Source organism: Cyanobium sp. Morenito 9A2, assembly GCF_024345575.1.
Taxonomy (GTDB): Bacteria; Cyanobacteriota; Cyanobacteriia; order PCC-6307; family Cyanobiaceae; genus ATX-6F1.
Genome location: NZ_JAGQBJ010000006.1, coordinates 1 through 14,226 on the forward strand (window position 1 = coordinate 1; position 14,226 = coordinate 14,226).

The 14,226-nt window shown below is 68.9% G+C and carries 14 protein-coding genes, 1 tRNA gene and 1 pseudogene; 10 read left to right on the plus strand and 6 right to left on the minus strand.

Annotation, left to right across the window (positions count from 1 at the left end; genetic code table 11):
- Positions 1–123 (minus strand): annotated as a pseudogene (locus KBY88_RS08750) (photosystem II D2 protein (photosystem q(a) protein)); the annotation flags it as partial.
- A gap of 147 nt (positions 124–270) precedes the next feature.
- Here KBY88_RS08750 and KBY88_RS08755 point away from each other — a divergent pair.
- The 4 genes from KBY88_RS08755 to KBY88_RS08770 all read left to right on the plus strand — a co-directional run bounded on the left by KBY88_RS08755 (position 271) and on the right by KBY88_RS08770 (position 2,561).
- Positions 271–534 (plus strand): UPF0367 protein family, encoded by a 264-nt coding sequence (locus tag KBY88_RS08755; RefSeq protein ID WP_254939550.1) that lies wholly within the window; start codon positions 271–273, stop codon positions 532–534.
- 5 nt (positions 535–539) lie between these two features.
- Positions 540–1,265, plus strand: a complete 726-nt coding sequence (locus tag KBY88_RS08760) for an ABC transporter ATP-binding protein (RefSeq protein WP_396102842.1) — start codon at positions 540–542, stop codon at positions 1,263–1,265.
- Positions 1,266–1,281: 16 nt separating this feature from the next.
- Positions 1,282–1,353, plus strand: a tRNA-Asn gene (locus KBY88_RS08765).
- A 419-nt stretch (positions 1,354–1,772) separates the two neighbouring features.
- Positions 1,773–2,561: a response regulator transcription factor gene (locus KBY88_RS08770; protein WP_254939551.1), complete on the plus strand. Its 789-nt coding sequence runs from the start codon at positions 1,773–1,775 to the stop codon at positions 2,559–2,561.
- 20 nt (positions 2,562–2,581) lie between these two features.
- Here the strand turns inward: KBY88_RS08770 and KBY88_RS08775 are convergent, their stop codons facing one another.
- Genes KBY88_RS08775 through KBY88_RS08785 form a run of 3 tightly spaced genes read right to left on the minus strand, consistent with a single transcriptional unit; the run spans position 2,582 to position 6,598 of the window.
- Entirely contained in the window at positions 2,582–3,514 is a 933-nt protein-coding gene (locus tag KBY88_RS08775) for a DNA polymerase III subunit delta' (protein ID WP_254939552.1), read from the minus strand.
- Positions 3,507–4,220 carry a dTMP kinase gene (tmk, locus tag KBY88_RS08780; RefSeq protein ID WP_254939553.1) on the minus strand — a complete coding sequence of 238 codons (714 nt, stop codon included), beginning with the start codon at positions 4,218–4,220 and terminating at the stop codon, positions 3,507–3,509. Before tmk ends, KBY88_RS08775 begins: the two co-directional genes overlap by 8 nt.
- On the minus strand, positions 4,217–6,598 hold the full coding sequence (locus KBY88_RS08785) for a heavy metal translocating P-type ATPase (RefSeq protein WP_396102896.1): 2,382 nt from the start codon (positions 6,596–6,598) through the stop codon (positions 4,217–4,219). The genes tmk and KBY88_RS08785 overlap by 4 nt, the downstream gene beginning before the upstream one ends.
- A gap of 160 nt (positions 6,599–6,758) precedes the next feature.
- On the opposite strand from KBY88_RS08785, the gene KBY88_RS08790 reads away from it, so the two are divergent.
- Entirely contained in the window at positions 6,759–7,280 is a 522-nt protein-coding gene (locus KBY88_RS08790) for a photosystem I assembly protein Ycf3 (RefSeq protein WP_254939554.1), read from the plus strand.
- A gap of 9 nt (positions 7,281–7,289) precedes the next feature.
- Here the strand turns inward: KBY88_RS08790 and radA are convergent, their stop codons facing one another.
- Positions 7,290–8,750, minus strand: a complete 1,461-nt coding sequence (gene radA / locus KBY88_RS08795) for a DNA repair protein RadA (RefSeq protein WP_254939555.1) — start codon at positions 8,748–8,750, stop codon at positions 7,290–7,292.
- Positions 8,751–8,843: 93 nt separating this feature from the next.
- Here radA and rpaB point away from each other — a divergent pair, with 93 nt between their 5' ends.
- The 5 genes from rpaB to KBY88_RS08820 all read left to right on the plus strand — a co-directional run bounded on the left by rpaB (position 8,844) and on the right by KBY88_RS08820 (position 13,757).
- Complete coding sequence (gene rpaB, locus KBY88_RS08800; RefSeq protein ID WP_254939556.1) at positions 8,844–9,590, plus strand: response regulator transcription factor RpaB; 747 nt, start codon at positions 8,844–8,846, stop codon at positions 9,588–9,590.
- On the plus strand, positions 9,571–10,965 hold the full coding sequence (gene plsX / locus KBY88_RS08805) for a phosphate acyltransferase PlsX (protein WP_254939712.1): 1,395 nt from the start codon (positions 9,571–9,573) through the stop codon (positions 10,963–10,965). Before rpaB ends, plsX begins: the two co-directional genes overlap by 20 nt.
- Positions 10,966–11,061: 96 nt before the next feature.
- Positions 11,062–12,054 (plus strand): beta-ketoacyl-ACP synthase III, encoded by a 993-nt coding sequence (locus KBY88_RS08810; protein WP_254939713.1) that lies wholly within the window; start codon positions 11,062–11,064, stop codon positions 12,052–12,054.
- A gap of 45 nt (positions 12,055–12,099) precedes the next feature.
- The gene (fabD, locus tag KBY88_RS08815) at positions 12,100–12,999 is read left to right on the plus strand and encodes an ACP S-malonyltransferase (protein ID WP_254939557.1); all 900 of its coding nucleotides are present in this window, start codon (positions 12,100–12,102) and stop codon (positions 12,997–12,999) included.
- An 8-nt stretch (positions 13,000–13,007) separates the two neighbouring features.
- The gene (locus KBY88_RS08820; RefSeq protein WP_261348648.1) at positions 13,008–13,757 is read left to right on the plus strand and encodes a lysophospholipid acyltransferase family protein; all 750 of its coding nucleotides are present in this window, start codon (positions 13,008–13,010) and stop codon (positions 13,755–13,757) included.
- On the opposite strand, the gene KBY88_RS08825 is transcribed toward KBY88_RS08820, so the two are convergent.
- Positions 13,651–14,187, minus strand: coding sequence for a YdcF family protein (locus KBY88_RS08825; protein ID WP_254939714.1), 537 nt, complete (start codon positions 14,185–14,187; stop codon positions 13,651–13,653). The genes KBY88_RS08820 and KBY88_RS08825 overlap by 107 nt on opposite strands.
- Between the last annotated feature and the right edge of the window lie 39 nt (positions 14,188–14,226).

The following is a 14,226-nucleotide window of genomic DNA, read 5'->3' on the forward strand; positions in this document are numbered from 1 at the left end:
GGCCGTGGGAAACAGCAGCAGACCCGACCACCCCACGAAAACGAAGCGATCGCGCTTGAGCCAGTCATCGAGGACGTCGAACCATCCCCGGGCCGAAGGCGCGCGCCCTACAGCAATCGTCATGAGGGTGTCTTCATGTTCTGTTACACGCCAATGGTACGGGCTTCGTGCCCCCAGCGCGGCACGGCCGCTCGCTCGCCTTCCAAATTGAGTCGATTCACCTAGGGGCGCGCGATTCGCCAGAGTGGCATCACCTTCCCCCGGTCTGCCGTGTACGTCGTCGAGCTCTCGCTCAAACTCAGCCCCATGCCCGTGGCGGTGCAACGCAAGGAGCAGGAAGCGGCCCAGGCCCTCTATGAGCAGATCCGCCAGACCCTTGAGCATGGCCACCCGCGTGTGCTTGAGCTCACCTGTGAGAAAAGCGAGGAGAAGCGGGTGGCCCTGCTCAGCAGCGAGCTGGTGGCCGTGCAGCTCTATGAGAAATCCGCCACCAGCGGCGGCAGCAAGCGCCCTGGCTTCTCCCTCGACGACTGATCCCCTTGTCAGGCTCTGCCCAGACTCCAGCTGAGCCGCCACCGATCCAGCCGCCCCTGGTGGTGCATCAGCTTGGCTTCGCCTGGCCCTCCGGGGCCACGGCCCTGGATCACTGCAGCTTCACGGTCCCCGGCCCGGGGCTCTGGATGATTGTGGGTGGCAACGGCAGCGGCAAAAGCACGCTGTTGCGCCTGATCGCTGGCCTGCTGACCCCGAGCCGCGGCCGCCTCCGGCTGGAACTCAAACCCGCCCTGGTGTTCCAGAACCCCGACCATCAGCTGCTCCTGCCCAGCTGCGGCACCGACCTGCTGCTGGCCCTTCCACCGCGGACCATGACGCGCCATGGGCGCGATCAACAACTGCGGGCCGCCCTTGAGCAGGTGGGTCTGGCGGGTCTTGAGCAACGGCCGATCCACGCCCTCAGCGGCGGCCAGAAACAGCGGCTGGCCATCGCCGGTGCCCTGGCCAGCGAGGCCGGCCTGCTGTTGCTGGATGAGCCCACCGCCCTGCTGGATCCAGACAGTCAAGACGATGTGCTTGAGCTGATCGCTGGACTCTGCCACCGCCCCGATGCGCCACTGACCGCCCTCTGGATCACCCATCGGCTCGATGAGCTGGAGCGCTGCGATGCCGCCGCCCTGATGGAGCGTGGTCACCTGGGTCCATGGCAAGACGGTCCAACCCTGCGGCGCCGGCTCAACCCCTTGCCGGTCGGTCATGCCGAGGGGTAGGTTCGTCCGGTTGCCATCCTCGGTAGCTCAGCGGTAGAGCGGTCGACTGTTAATCGACTGGTCGCAGGTTCGAATCCCGCCCGGGGAGTTTGATTCCAGGCTCCAGCCCATGGCTGGGGTCTTTTTTCTGTCCCCGATGGCAGCGAGGCCATCCGGGCATCGCTGGAGCCCGCCGCGCCGCCACCGAGGGGGCAGCCCTGGAGCCCCGGTCAATAGCGAAAAAATCCTGAAGCCCCCCCCCTGGACCGCCAAGGGGAGCCCCAGGCAAGAAGCCCTCTGCAGCAAGGCTTCTTGCCCCACGCCCCCTCCATTTTCGACGGGGCAGGCCGCCCGGGGGCTGGGCCTGGAGCGATCGGGAGGACCCGGCAGGGTCCCGGAGGGGCTGAAATCCGTGGACAATGCGAATCGAAAGAAAATCCGTTGGCCCAGGCCCAGGCGGTCAGCCGCCCACCACTCCCCCTGACGCTCATCCCTGAGCCCTTGCAACGCCTCCCTTCGCCCGCCCCCATGAAGCCCTGCATCCTGCTGATCGAAGACGACCGGGACATGCGCGAGTTGGTGGCGGCCCATCTCCAGCACGGCGGCTTCGAAGTGCAATGCGCCGAAGACGGCCTCAAAGGTCAGGCCCTGGCGCTGCAGTTTGCCCCCGACCTGATCCTCCTGGATCTGATGCTTCCCAAGGTGGATGGTCTGACCCTCTGCCAGCGGCTGCGCCGCGATGAACGCACAGCCCGCATCCCGATCCTCATGCTCACGGCCCTGGGGGGCACCAAGGACAAGGTGAGCGGCTTCAATTCCGGAGCGGATGACTACCTCACCAAACCCTTCGACCTGGAGGAATTGCAGGTGCGCGTCAAGGCCCTCCTGCGGCGCACCGAGCGGGCGCCGGTTTCAGCCAAACCGAGTGAAATCCTGAGCTACGGGCCGCTCACCCTGGTGCCTGAGCGCTTCGAGGCCAACTGGTTCGACGCACCGGTGCGGCTCACCCACCTGGAGTTCGAGCTGCTCCACTGCCTGCTGCAACGCCACGGCCAGACGGTGGCGCCATCCCTGATCCTCAAAGAGGTCTGGGGCTACGAACCCGATGACGACATCGAAACGATCCGGGTTCACATCCGTCACTTGCGCACCAAGCTCGAGCCCGATCCCCGCAAGCCCCGCTTCATCAAAACCGTCTATGGGGCGGGCTACTGCCTGGAGCTGCCGAGCGGCAACAAGCTTGAGGAACTGGTTCCGTTGATCCAGGCCCAGCGGGCCGCAGCCGACCCGACGCTGGATACCAGCAGCGCCGCCTGAAGCGCTCTCCCTTCGACCCCTCAGCCCAGCAATGCCACCTCCCAGGCCAGCCGCGGTTGCACGTAGGCCTTGAGATGGGAGCGAAGGCGCTCCAGCCGCCGCTGGCGATCGATCGAGGGTGAGCGGCGCCAGAGTTGCAGCTGCCACCAGTTGAGCAACCAGAGCTGCTGCTCTCCATCGAGGGCCTCGCTCAGGTCGCGCGCCAGGGCCAGGGCTTCCATGGGATCTCTGGAGAGTGCCAGCAGTCGGTCCGCGAGTCCCTCGGGCAACTGGCTCCACTGCTCCCGGTGCCGCAACAGCGCGCCCGGGGAACCGGCCGCCAGCTCCAGCAGCCCGGGGGGCTCCGGGGCCGCCACCCCTGGGTCCTGGGCCTGCAGCACCTGCGCCATCGCCTCAGCATCCAGTCGAGCGAAGGGGACCAGCTGGCAACGGGAGCGGATCGTGCTCAACAGCCGTTCAGGGGCAGCCGTCAGCAGCACAAGAAGGCCACCACCAGGTTCCTCGAGAGTCTTGAGAAGGGCGTTGGCAGCCCCCTCGGCCATGGCCTCGACGGCCTCGATCACCACCAGGCCGCGCTCCGCCTCCAGGGGCCTCCGGGCCAGGAATCGCCCCAGGGCGCGCACCTGCTCCAAACGCAGCTGGGGGGCGGCCCGCCGGTTCACCCCGCGCTCGAGTGCCTCGGAGGCCGGCACCAACTCCCCCTGATGTTGATATGTGGGCTCCACCCAGAGCAGATCGGGATGGTTGCCGGCCAGCAGCCGCCGGCGGATCGCCCCATCGCCGGCGGGGCCCGCCAGCACCCCTTCAAGGAAGCGCAGGGCCGCGAGCCGCCGGCCGATGCCCTCCGGGCCGCTGAACAGATAGGCGGGGGCCAGCCGCCGACGCTCCAGAGCCGCCCGCAACAGGGTCAGGGCCCGCTCCTGCCCCACAAGCCCCTCAAACAAATCAGCCATGGCCGTCCCCAGACGTCAACCCAAGGGAACGAGGAGCTGGCGAGAAGTGTTGTTCAACCACCTGGCCAATCGCCTGGCTCACCAGCTCAGGATTCTGGTCGGCATCGATGCGGCTCCAGCCCCGCTCGGTAGCCAACCGGGCGAACCCAGTGGCCACCCGCTCCAAAAAAGCCCCACCGGCCGACTCGATCCGATCCGCCGCCCGATGGCCCCGCCGCTGCAACGAGCACTCCAGGGGTAGATCCAGCCAAAGGGTGAGGTCGGCCTCCAGGCCAGCGGTGGCCAGGGCCTCCAGGCTGGCAATCCACTCCAGAGGCAACCCACGCCCATCGCCCTGGTAAGCGGCGGTGGAGCCCACGAAACGATCACTCAGCACCCAATCGCCAGCCGCCAGGGCTGGCTCGATGCGCTGGCGCACGTGCTGGGCCCGATCGGCCGCGTAAAGCAGCAACTCGGCCAGGGGATCGGGCGCCGCCTCCCCCGGAGGGTGCAGCAGCAACTCCCGCAGGGCCAGCCCGAGGGCGGTGCCGCCCGGTTCGCGGGTCACCAGCAGGGAGGTTCCCGGAGCAAGCAGTCCGCTGTCCGGCAGCCAACGGCTCAGGGCCTCGAGCTGGGTGGTCTTGCCACAGCCATCGATGCCCTCAAGCACAAGGAACCTGCCCCGGCCAGGGTCAGCAACGGTGCGCTCCCCAGGGCCGCCGCTCATGCCAGACGGGGGCGCAGCAGCAAGGCGTTGACCACCACCGTGATCGAACTGGTGGCCATCAAAAGCGCGGCCAGCGGCGGAGAGAGCAGGAGGCCGTAGGCCGGCAGGAGCACGCCGGCGGCGATCGGCAACACGATCAGGTTGTAACCAAAGGCCCAGACCAGGTTCTGGCGCACCTTGACCATGGTGGAGCGGGCCAGTCGGAGGGCCAGGGCCACCCCCTCCAGGCGCTCTCCGAGGATCACCAGATCGGCCGTGTCCTGGGCGATCTGGGTGCCGGTGCCCACAGCAATGCCCAGATCCGCCGCCGCCAGGGCCGGGGTGTCGTTGATGCCATCGCCCACCATCGCCACGGGCCCGTGCCCCTTGGCGGCAATGATCCGCTCCACCTTCTGCTCCGGCAGCAGCTCCCAGGCCAAGGTCCCGGCCATGAGCCCGAGGCGATCGGCCAAAAGACGCACCGGCTGCTCGCGATCGCCACTGAGCACCCCGAGCTCCAGCCCCAGGCCCTGCAACTCCGCCAAGGCGGCAGCGGCATCGGGTCGGAGTTGGTCTTCGACGGCCACCAGCCCCAGAAGTCGGGGGCCCTCGGCCACGGCCAGCACCGTGGATCCAAGGCATTCCAGCTGTTCGCGCCGCTGCTCGAGGACTGGATCAAGCCTGAGCCCAGCCTCCAGCAACCAGCCCAGCCGGCCCACCCTTGCCTTGCCAGCCAAGCCTTCAAGCGTGCCCAGCACCCCCTGGCCGGCCAGGGTCTCGCTGGCGGTCACCTTCAGCAGGCTCAACCGGCGTGCCTGGGCCTCCTGCAGGAGCGCATGGGCGAGGGGATGGCGGGTCTGAGCCTCCAGGCTGGCGGCGATCTGCAGGAGGCGATCGGCTTGCACGCCAGGGACAGGCTCCACCGCCGTCACCAGCGGGCGACCCAGGGTGAGGGTGCCGGTCTTGTCGAAGAGCACCACCTGCACCCGGGCCGCCATCTCGATCACATCGCCACCACGGAACAAGACTCCGGCGCGGGCCGCCAGGCCCGCGCCCACGGTGATCGCCGTGGGAGTGGCCAGGCCCAGGGCGCAGGGGCAGGCCACCACCAGCACCGCGATCGCCAGCTGCAGCGCCAGGGCCGACGGCGTGGTAGCCATCGCCCCCAGCACCGCATGCCCCCCCTGCAGACCGCTGGCACCATGGAAGCCATGGGCCTGGAACGCCGGTGCCGCCAGCAGGACCTGTGGCCAGAGGGCGGTGCCCCAGAGCCACCAGAACACGAAGGTAGCCGCCGCCAGGAGCAGTACGAACACGCTGAAACGGCCGGCCACCCGATCCGCCAGACCCTGGATCGGCGCCTTGCGCGCCTGGGCCTGCTCCACCAGACGAATGATCCGGGCCAGGGCGGTGTCAGCACCGGAGTGCTGCACCTCGATCTCCAACGGCGCCTCCAGATTCAGGCTGCCAGCCGCCAGGGACGTTCCCGGGGCGGCCATCAGCGGCAAGGGTTCACCGGTGAGGCTCGAGACATCCACCGCCGAATGGCCGACCCGCACCAGACCATCCACGGGAAGCCGATCACCGGGCAGGATCCGCAGCTGGTCACCAGGCCGCAGGCCCCCCACGCGCACGACACGGGGTTCGCCACCATCCAGCAGCAGCAGAGCGGTGTCGGGCTGCAGTGCCGCCAGCTGCTCAAGGGCAAGGCCTGTGCGGAAGCGGGCCCGTTCCTCCAGGAAACGGCCCAACAACACGAAGCCCAGCAGCATCACGGGCTCATTGAAGAAGCACTGCCAGCCCAGGGACGGCCAGAGGAAGGCCCCCAGGCTGGCCAGGTAGGCGCTGCCCATGCCCAGCCCCACCAGGGTGTCCATGCTCGGCACACCGGCCAGGGCGCCGCGGGCCCCGGCCACCAGAATCGACCGACCGGGGCCCGCCAGGGCCCCGGTGGCCACCAGCGCATGGAACGGGATCTCCGCCAGCAACGGCACCGCCAGCTGCCCCGATTCCGCCAGGTGGCCCGCCACGGAGACCAGGAGCAGGGCCAGGGCCACCACCAATTGTCGCCACTGCTGCCACCAGTGCTGGTTCTGCCTTCGCTCCCGCAGGCTGGGAGGACCATGACCTGGACCACGCAGCTGAGCGCTGTAGCCAAGGGCCCCGAGGCTGGTGATCAACGGCGCCGCCAGATCAGCTTCGCCGCCGCCCTCCTCGCCTGCAGCGGGGGTCGAGGGATCGAGTCCCACCCAGGCCGTGCGGGTGAGCAGATTGACACTCACCTGGGCCACCCCGGGCTGATCCAGCAGGCGTTGCTCCACCGCCCGGACGCAGCCGCCGCACTTCATGCCCTCCACCTCCAGGAGCAGGGGCTCGATCGCCCCTGGCCGCCGCCCCACGGAGGGGGAGCTGGGGGCTGGGCCGGTGGTGGCGCGAAGGGGAATCACGGCAGAGCAGGGCCTTCAAGGCTAGGGAGAGGAACTCGAAACTTCCGCTTCGCCCCGGAACCGGCGGCGCAGGGCGGGGGCGAGGATGGACGCCAATTCATGACCCGTCGCCGTGCCGCGCAGCCAACGCAACGACAACTTCATCGACAAGAGCTTCACGGTGATGGCCGATCTGATCGTGAAGCTGATGCCGATCAGCTCCCGGGCCAAGGAGGCCTACATCTATTACAAGGATGGCCTCTCTGCCCAGGGCGACGGCGACTACGCCGAAGCCCTCGACAACTACGAAGAGGCCCTCAAGCTCGAAGACAACTCCATCGACCGGGGCGAGATCCTCAAGAACATGGCGATCATCTTCATGAGCAACGGTGAAGAGGAGAAATCGCTCGAGTTCTACGCCAAGTCCCTGGAGGAGAACCCGAACTCCCCCTCCTGCCTCAAGAACATGGGCCTGATCTTCGAGAAGTGGGGGCGATTGGCTCAGGAGCAGGGGGATCAAGATGCCGCCGACCGCTGGCTCGACCAGGCCGCTGACTACTGGAGCCGGGCCGTGCGCCTCTACCCGGGCGGCTACCTGGACATCGAGAACTGGCTGAAATCCTCCGGGCGCAGCAACGTGGACGTCTACTTCTGAAGGCGAGACTCAGGCGTCGCCGGCAGGATTCACGCCCAGCGCCGCCACCAGCGCCTCGGCCACGGTGCCGGCCTCCAGCAGCTGCAGGTCCAGTTGGGCCGCCAGGCCCCCCAGGCCGCTGCCCCGGGGCACCACCGCCCGCCGGAAGCCCAGCCTGGCGGCCTCCTGCAGTCGAAGTTCAAGCTGCCCCACCGGCCGCAGCTGGCCCCCCAGCCCCAGTTCCCCCACCAGGACGGTGCCCGGGGGCAAGGTGAGGTCACGGCTGCTGGCCACCACCGCCGCAGCCACCCCCAGATCCGCCGCCGGCTCCTCCACCTCCAGCCCCCCGGCCACCGCCAGATAGCAGTCGAAGCGGGAGAGGGGGAGCCCCAGATGCTTTTCCAGCACCGCGAGGATCTGGTGCAGGCGGTTGGTGCCGATGCCTGTGGCGGTGCGCCGGGGACTGGCGTAGCTGGTGGTGCTCACCAGGGCCTGAAGCTCCACCACCAGGGGCCGGGTGCCCTCGCAGGCCACGATCGTGGCCGTGCCCGGGCTGAGTTCCTCACCCCCCAGGAACAGCTCGCTGGGATTGCTGACCTCCACCAGGCCCCGGTCCCGCATCTCGAACACCCCCAGCTCATGGGTGGCACCGAAGCGGTTCTTCACAGCCCGCAGCAACCGGTGGCTGGCGAAGCGGTCTCCCTCAAAGGTCAGCACCGCATCCACCAGGTGCTCCAGCACCTTCGGGCCCGCCAGCATCCCCTCCTTGGTGACGTGGCCCACCAGCAGCAGAGCCGTATCCTGGCGCTTGGCGATCCGGGCCAGGGCGGCGGCGCAGTCGCGCACCTGGGCCACCGAGCCGGGCGCACTGCTGAGTTCGGCGTCGTGGAGGGCCTGGATGCTGTCGATCACAGCCACGGCAGGCCGCAGGGCTTCGATCTCCTGCAGCACCTGGTCCAGATCAGTTTCCGCCAGCAAGTGCAGAGCGGCTCCCGCCCCCGGCGAATCAACTGCGGGGCCTGGCTCTGCCCGGGGCGCCTCCCCGGCCAACAGCTGCTCCCCCAGCCGCCGCCAGCGCAGCTTCACTTGCTGGGCCGACTCCTCAGCGCTCACATAAAGGACGGAATGGCGGCGGGCCATCGCCTCAGCGCTCTGCAGAAGCAGGGTGCTTTTGCCAATGCCTGGGTCCCCACCCACCAGCACCAACGATCCCGGCACCAGCCCACCCCCCAGTACCCGATCAAGCTCGGCGTAGCCGCTGCTGAGGCGCTGGCGGGCCCCCTCGCCGACGCTGTGCATGGGGAGGGAGCGGCGGGGCCGACCAGGGGCCTGCGGGTCGGCGGCCGGAGCGGGGCGCCGCCGGCCGTCCGAGGCTGGGGCGCTCTGCTCCACCAGGCTGTTCCAGCTGCCGCAGGCGGAGCAGCGGCCGAAAAACTGGCGCGTCTGGGCCCCGCAGCTCTGGCAGACGTAAGTGGTGGTGGGGCGGGCCAAGCTGGGTGTGTGAAGAATGGTGGTATTAGGTGAACCTGCGACCCTTCGGAGCTTTTCAGTGGTGCCACCGGTTGTAACGCTGAACCCGCCGCGATGACGGCCTCCCCCCCCGCCAAGGAAACCATCCTCGTTGTCGATGACGAGGCCAGCATCCGCCGCATCCTCGAAACCCGGTTGTCGATGATCGGCTATCAGGTCATCACCGCCTGTGATGGCGTTGAAGCGCTCGAGGCCTTCCGGCGGGTCACCCCCGATCTGGTGGTGCTCGACGTGATGATGCCCAAGCTCGACGGCTACGGCGTCTGCCAGGAGCTGCGCAAGGAATCGGACGTGCCGATCGTGATGCTCACCGCCCTCGGCGATGTGGCTGACCGGATCACCGGCCTGGAGCTGGGCGCCGACGATTACGTGGTCAAACCGTTCAGCCCCAAGGAACTGGAGGCGCGCATCCGCTGCGTCCTGCGCCGGGTCGACAAGGAGCAGGTGGCTGGCATCCCCAACTCCGGGGTGATCCAGGTCAGTGACCTCCGCATCGACACCAACAAGCGCCAGGTGTACCGGGGCGACGAGCGCATCCGGCTCACCGGTATGGAGTTCAGTCTGCTGGAGCTGCTGGTGAGCAAGTCGGGCGAACCGTTCAGCCGCGGTGAAATCCTCAAGGAGGTATGGGGTTACACCCCCGAGCGTCATGTGGACACCCGGGTGGTGGATGTCCACATCTCGCGCCTGCGCTCGAAATTGGAGGATGATCCAGCCAACCCCGAGCTGATCCTCACGGCCCGGGGAACGGGATACCTGTTCCAGCGCATTGTCGATGCCGTTGCCTCCGAAGGAGCCTGAGTTCAACCCCCTTCCCGCCACCCGCCGCGTGAAGCCCAGCCGGGCGATCCGCCGGCTGGTGATCTGGTATCGCCGCAACGCGGCCGTCACCTCCTTGGTGGGCACGGCCACCTCGGCCGCCAACACCGCCGGCTCGATGGCGAACACCGCTGGATCGGTGGCGGGTTCAGTGGCGAACACCGCTGGCTCAGTGGCCGGCTCGGTGCTCCAGCCCCTGGTGTTCGATCCCCTGCGGCGCCTCCAACACGGCCCCGGTGCTGGCGAGACGCCCATCCGTGAAGGAGAGCGCCTCTGGGTAGCGGTCGATGGCATGGGCGGCGACCACGCCCCGGGACCGATTTTGGAGGGTTGCCTTGAGGCCGTGCGCCGGCTGCCCCTGCGCATCCGCTTCGTGGCCGAAACCGAACCCACCCAAGCAGCGGTGGCGTCCCTGGGCCTGGAGCGGGAGCTGCAGGAGGCCCTGCAGGCCGGGCTGATCGTGCTCGTGCCCAGCGGGCCCTCGGTGGGGATGCACGAGGAGGCCACCGTGGTGCGGCGCAAGCGCGAAGCCAGCATCAACCTGGCCATGGACCTGGTGAAGGCAGGGGAGGCCACGGCCGTCTACTCCGCCGGCAACTCCGGGGCCGTGATGGCCTCGGCGATCTTCCGGCTGGGGCGGCTGGCCGGGATTGACCGGCCGGCGATCGGCGCCCTGTTCCCCACCAAAGACCCAGCCCGCTCAGTGCTGGTGCTGGATGTGGGCGCCAACATGGACAGCAAGCCCGCCTGGTTGCACCAATTCGCCCTGCTGGGCTCGATCTACAGCCGCGACGTGCTCCAGGTGAGCCAGCCCCGGGTGGGTCTGCTCAACATCGGCGAGGAGGAATGCAAGGGCAACGAGCTCGCCCAGCGCACCTATCCGCTGCTGGCCGAGGAGCCGCGCCTGCACTTCGCCGGCAACTGCGAGGGCCGCGAGGTGCTCTCCGGCGACTTCGACGTGGTGGTCTGCGACGGCTTCACGGGCAACGTGCTGCTGAAATTCCTCGAATCGGTGGGCAGCGTGCTGCTCGATGTGCTGCGGGCCGAACTGCCCCGGGGGCGGAGGGGCAAGGTGGGTTCCGCCTTCCTGCGCTCCAACCTGGTGCGCATCAAGAAGCGCCTCGACCACGCCGAGCACGGCGGTGCCCTGCTGCTCGGGGTCAACGGCATCTGCGTGATCGGCCATGGCAGCAGCAAGGCCCTGTCCGTGGTGAGTGCCCTGCGCCTCGCCCACTCGGCCGCCAGCCATGGCGTGATGGACGACCTCCACCAACTGAGCACCGAATCAGCCAGCACTGCCGCTTCGGGCGCCGGCAGCTCCGCCAGCTCCAGTCCAGCCCCCACCGCCTCTGCCTGAACGGGGGAGTGCAAGGGCGGCCGTGGGGCCATGGCCTGTGATTGACTGACCCGATCTGGGTCGGATCAGGTGTCGCTCGGCCAACGGGGCTCAGGGATGGCACTGGTGGGCTGCGGCAGCGGGCTGCCCCTCCACAGCCTCAGCAACGACGACCTCAGCGCACGGGTCGACACCAACGACGACTGGATCCGCAGCCGCACAGGGATCGGCGCGCGGCGGGTGGCAGGCCCAGGCGAATCGCTCACAACCCTCGCCCTGGCGGCCTCCCGTGGGGCCCTGGAGCAGGCCGGCTGGGCGGCCGAGGAACTGGATCTGATTCTGCTGGCCACCTCCAGCCCCGATGATCTGTTCGGCAGCGCCCCGCGGATCCAAGGGCTGCTCGGGGCGCACCGGGCCGTGGCCTTTGATCTCACCGCCGCCTGCAGCGGCTTTCTGTTCGCACTGGTCACCGCCAGCCAGTACCTCCGCGCCGGGACCTTCAAGAAGGCCCTCGTGATCGGCGCCGATCAGCTCAGCCGCTGGGTTGACTGGAATGACCGGCGCACGTGCGTGCTCTTTGGCGACGGGGCCGGCGCCGTGGCGGTGGAGGCCTGCGCTCCCGATGCCGACGGTCTGCTGGGGTTCCGCCTGCGCTCAGACGGCCGCCGTGCCGACTGCCTCACCCTGGCCCAGAGCAGGGAGCGCCAGCCCCTGGTCGGGGAGTTCAGCGCCCAGGTGGGCGGGTTCGCTCCGATTGCTATGAACGGCCAGGAGGTCTACAAGTTCGCCGTGCGCGAGGTGCCTGCCGTGCTCCAAGAGCTGCTGGCCGAAACAGGCACCGAAGCAGACCAACTCGACTGGCTGCTGCTGCACCAGGCCAACCAGCGCATCCTGGATGCCGTGGCCGAGCGCTTTGCCATCCCTAACGAGCGCGTGCTCAGCAACCTGGCCGCCTACGGCAACACCTCAGCCGCCACGATTCCGTTGATGTTGCAGGAGGCGGTGGCCGATGGCCGGGTGCAGCCCGGCCATCTGCTGGCCAGCAGCGGTTTCGGAGCCGGCCTGAGCTGGGGGGCGGCCCTGCTGCGCTGGCAGGGCCCCAAGGGCTGAGGCGGCCACCTCCTACGCTCCAGCCCAGCCGTTTCCTGAGTCTCTATGGGTATCGCCTGGGTCTTCCCCGGTCAGGGGTCGCAGAAGCTGGGCATGGCGGCCCCGCTGCTCGATCTCCCCGGCGCCCGGGAGCGCTTCCACCAAGCCTCCGAACTGCTGGGTCGCGATCTGCTCGCCATCGTCAGCGGTGAGGGGTTAGAGCAGGCGGGTGAGCCCAGCGATCTCAACGACACCAGCAACACCCAACCGGCCCTGTTCGTGGTCGAGAGCCTGCTGGTGGATGCCCTCAAGGCCCAAGGTCGCAGCCCCCAGCTGGTGGCGGGCCACAGCCTGGGGGAACTGGTGGCCCTCTATGCCTCTGGGGTTTTTGATGCCCCCACCGGCCTGGCCTTGATGCAGCGCCGCAGTGAACTGATGGCCGCCGCCGAAGGCGGTGCCATGACCGCCCTGATCGGCTTCGATCGCTCCGAACTCGAGGCGCTGGTGGCGGCCAGTGATGGGGTGGTGATTGCCAATGACAACAGCAACGCCCAGGTGGTGCTGTCCGGTACACCCGAGGCGGTGGCGGCTGTCAGCGGGAAGGTCCGCAGCCGACGGGCCGTCCCCCTGGCGGTGTCCGGGGCCTTCCACTCGCCCTTCATGAACGAGGCAGCTGCCGCCTTCGCCGAGCTGCTCGAGCAAGTTCCCTTTGCCGACGCCACCATCCCCGTGCTCAGCAACATCGATCCCATCCCCGCCACGGACGGCGCCGTGCTCAAGCAGCGCCTATGCCAGCAGATGGTGAGCGGGGTGCGCTGGCGCGAAACCATGGAGCAACTTGGGGCCGAGGGCGTCAACACCGTGGTGGAGATCGGTCCGGGCCACGTGCTCAGCGGCCTGATCAAGCGGAGCCTCGCCGGGGTCACCGTGACCCAGATCGCCGGCAGCGCCGACCTGGGGGTGTGAGGGAGCACCTGCGCCGCCTCGGCCGACGACCTCGCGCCAGTGGCCGCCCCGGGCTGCTGACACCGCGTCCCAGCCTCACCTACCGGCTGATCAGCTATCTGCTGGTGTTTCCTGTGTTCCGACTGCTGTTTCGGGGCCGCATCCTCGGCAAGGAGAACGTGCCCATGGAGGGGGCACTGGTGGTGGTGGCGAACCACGGCTCCCATCTCGATCCACCCCTGCTGGGCCATGCCCTGGGGCGGCCAGTGGCGTTCATGGCCAAGGCCGAGTTGTTCAAGGTGCCACTGCTGGGCCGGATCATCCGCGCCTGCGGCGCCTACCCGGTGAGCCGCGGCGCCAGCGATCGCGAGGCGATCCGCACCGCCACCGACCGTCTGGCGGAGGGCTGGGCCACCGGGGTGTTCATCGACGGCAGCCGCCAGGTCGATGGGCGGGTCAACGCCCCCCTGCCGGGGGCGGCGCTGCTGGCGGCCCGGGCAGGGGTGCCGCTGCTGCCCGTGGCCATCCTCAACACCTACCGGGCCCTCGGCACAGGCCAGGGCTGGCCGCGGCTGGTGCCGGTCCAGATCCGCATCGGCACGCCCATCCCGCCGCCGGCCTCCAGGCGCCGCGCCGATCTCGATGGGACCACGGCCACCGTCCAGGCCCAGATCAATGCCCTGCTCGACCAGGGCCTGCTGAGGGGAGCAGAACACCGGGCGGCCTTGCCCCCCACGAGCGCAGGTCCCGACCCGTCAGCACCCACACCAGAGCCCTGAACCCATCTCCCCACACCTTGCGCCGCCCTTCCGGATGACAGCGGCTTCCGCAGGGCACCGCCACGGGGGTGAGGTGGATGCCGCGGCTGCCGGCCACGATGCGCCCGATCAGCAGAGCCCGGTTCATGTGGTCACTGCTGGTGACCAGCAGCGCATGGCGCACACGGGAGCGCTTGAGCTCATCCACCAGGGAGGTGAAATTGGTGAGCGTGTCGCGGGCGCGGTAATCCAGTTGGAACTGGCTCCGGCGCAGCCCCTCGTTGGCGAACAGCCACTGGGCGTATTCGGGATTGCTGCCACCGCTGACCACCACCGGCAGGCCGTAACGGCGGGCCAGCCGTCCGGCCTCCTCCTCCCGCGCCACATCGCCCCCCAGCACCAGGATCATCTGGGGAGAAGGGGGCTGGGGCAGCCAGAGCCCCCGGGACATCCAGAGCAAAGCACCGGCCCCCAGGGCCAGCAACCAGCG

Coding starts and splice junctions, on each gene's coding strand:
- KBY88_RS08825 (WP_254939714.1), bottom strand. CDS start 14,187: ATGTCCCGGGGGCTCTGGCTGCCCCAGCCCCCTTCTCCCCAGATGATC.
- fabD (WP_254939557.1), top strand. CDS start 12,100: ATGGGTATCGCCTGGGTCTTCCCCGGTCAGGGGTCGCAGAAGCTGGGC.
- rpaB (WP_254939556.1), top strand. CDS start 8,844: ATGACGGCCTCCCCCCCCGCCAAGGAAACCATCCTCGTTGTCGATGAC.
- KBY88_RS08770 (WP_254939551.1), top strand. CDS start 1,773: ATGAAGCCCTGCATCCTGCTGATCGAAGACGACCGGGACATGCGCGAG.
- KBY88_RS08775 (WP_254939552.1), bottom strand. CDS start 3,514: ATGGCTGATTTGTTTGAGGGGCTTGTGGGGCAGGAGCGGGCCCTGACC.
- tmk (WP_254939553.1), bottom strand. CDS start 4,220: ATGAGCGGCGGCCCTGGGGAGCGCACCGTTGCTGACCCTGGCCGGGGC.
- KBY88_RS08810 (WP_254939713.1), top strand. CDS start 11,062: ATGGCACTGGTGGGCTGCGGCAGCGGGCTGCCCCTCCACAGCCTCAGC.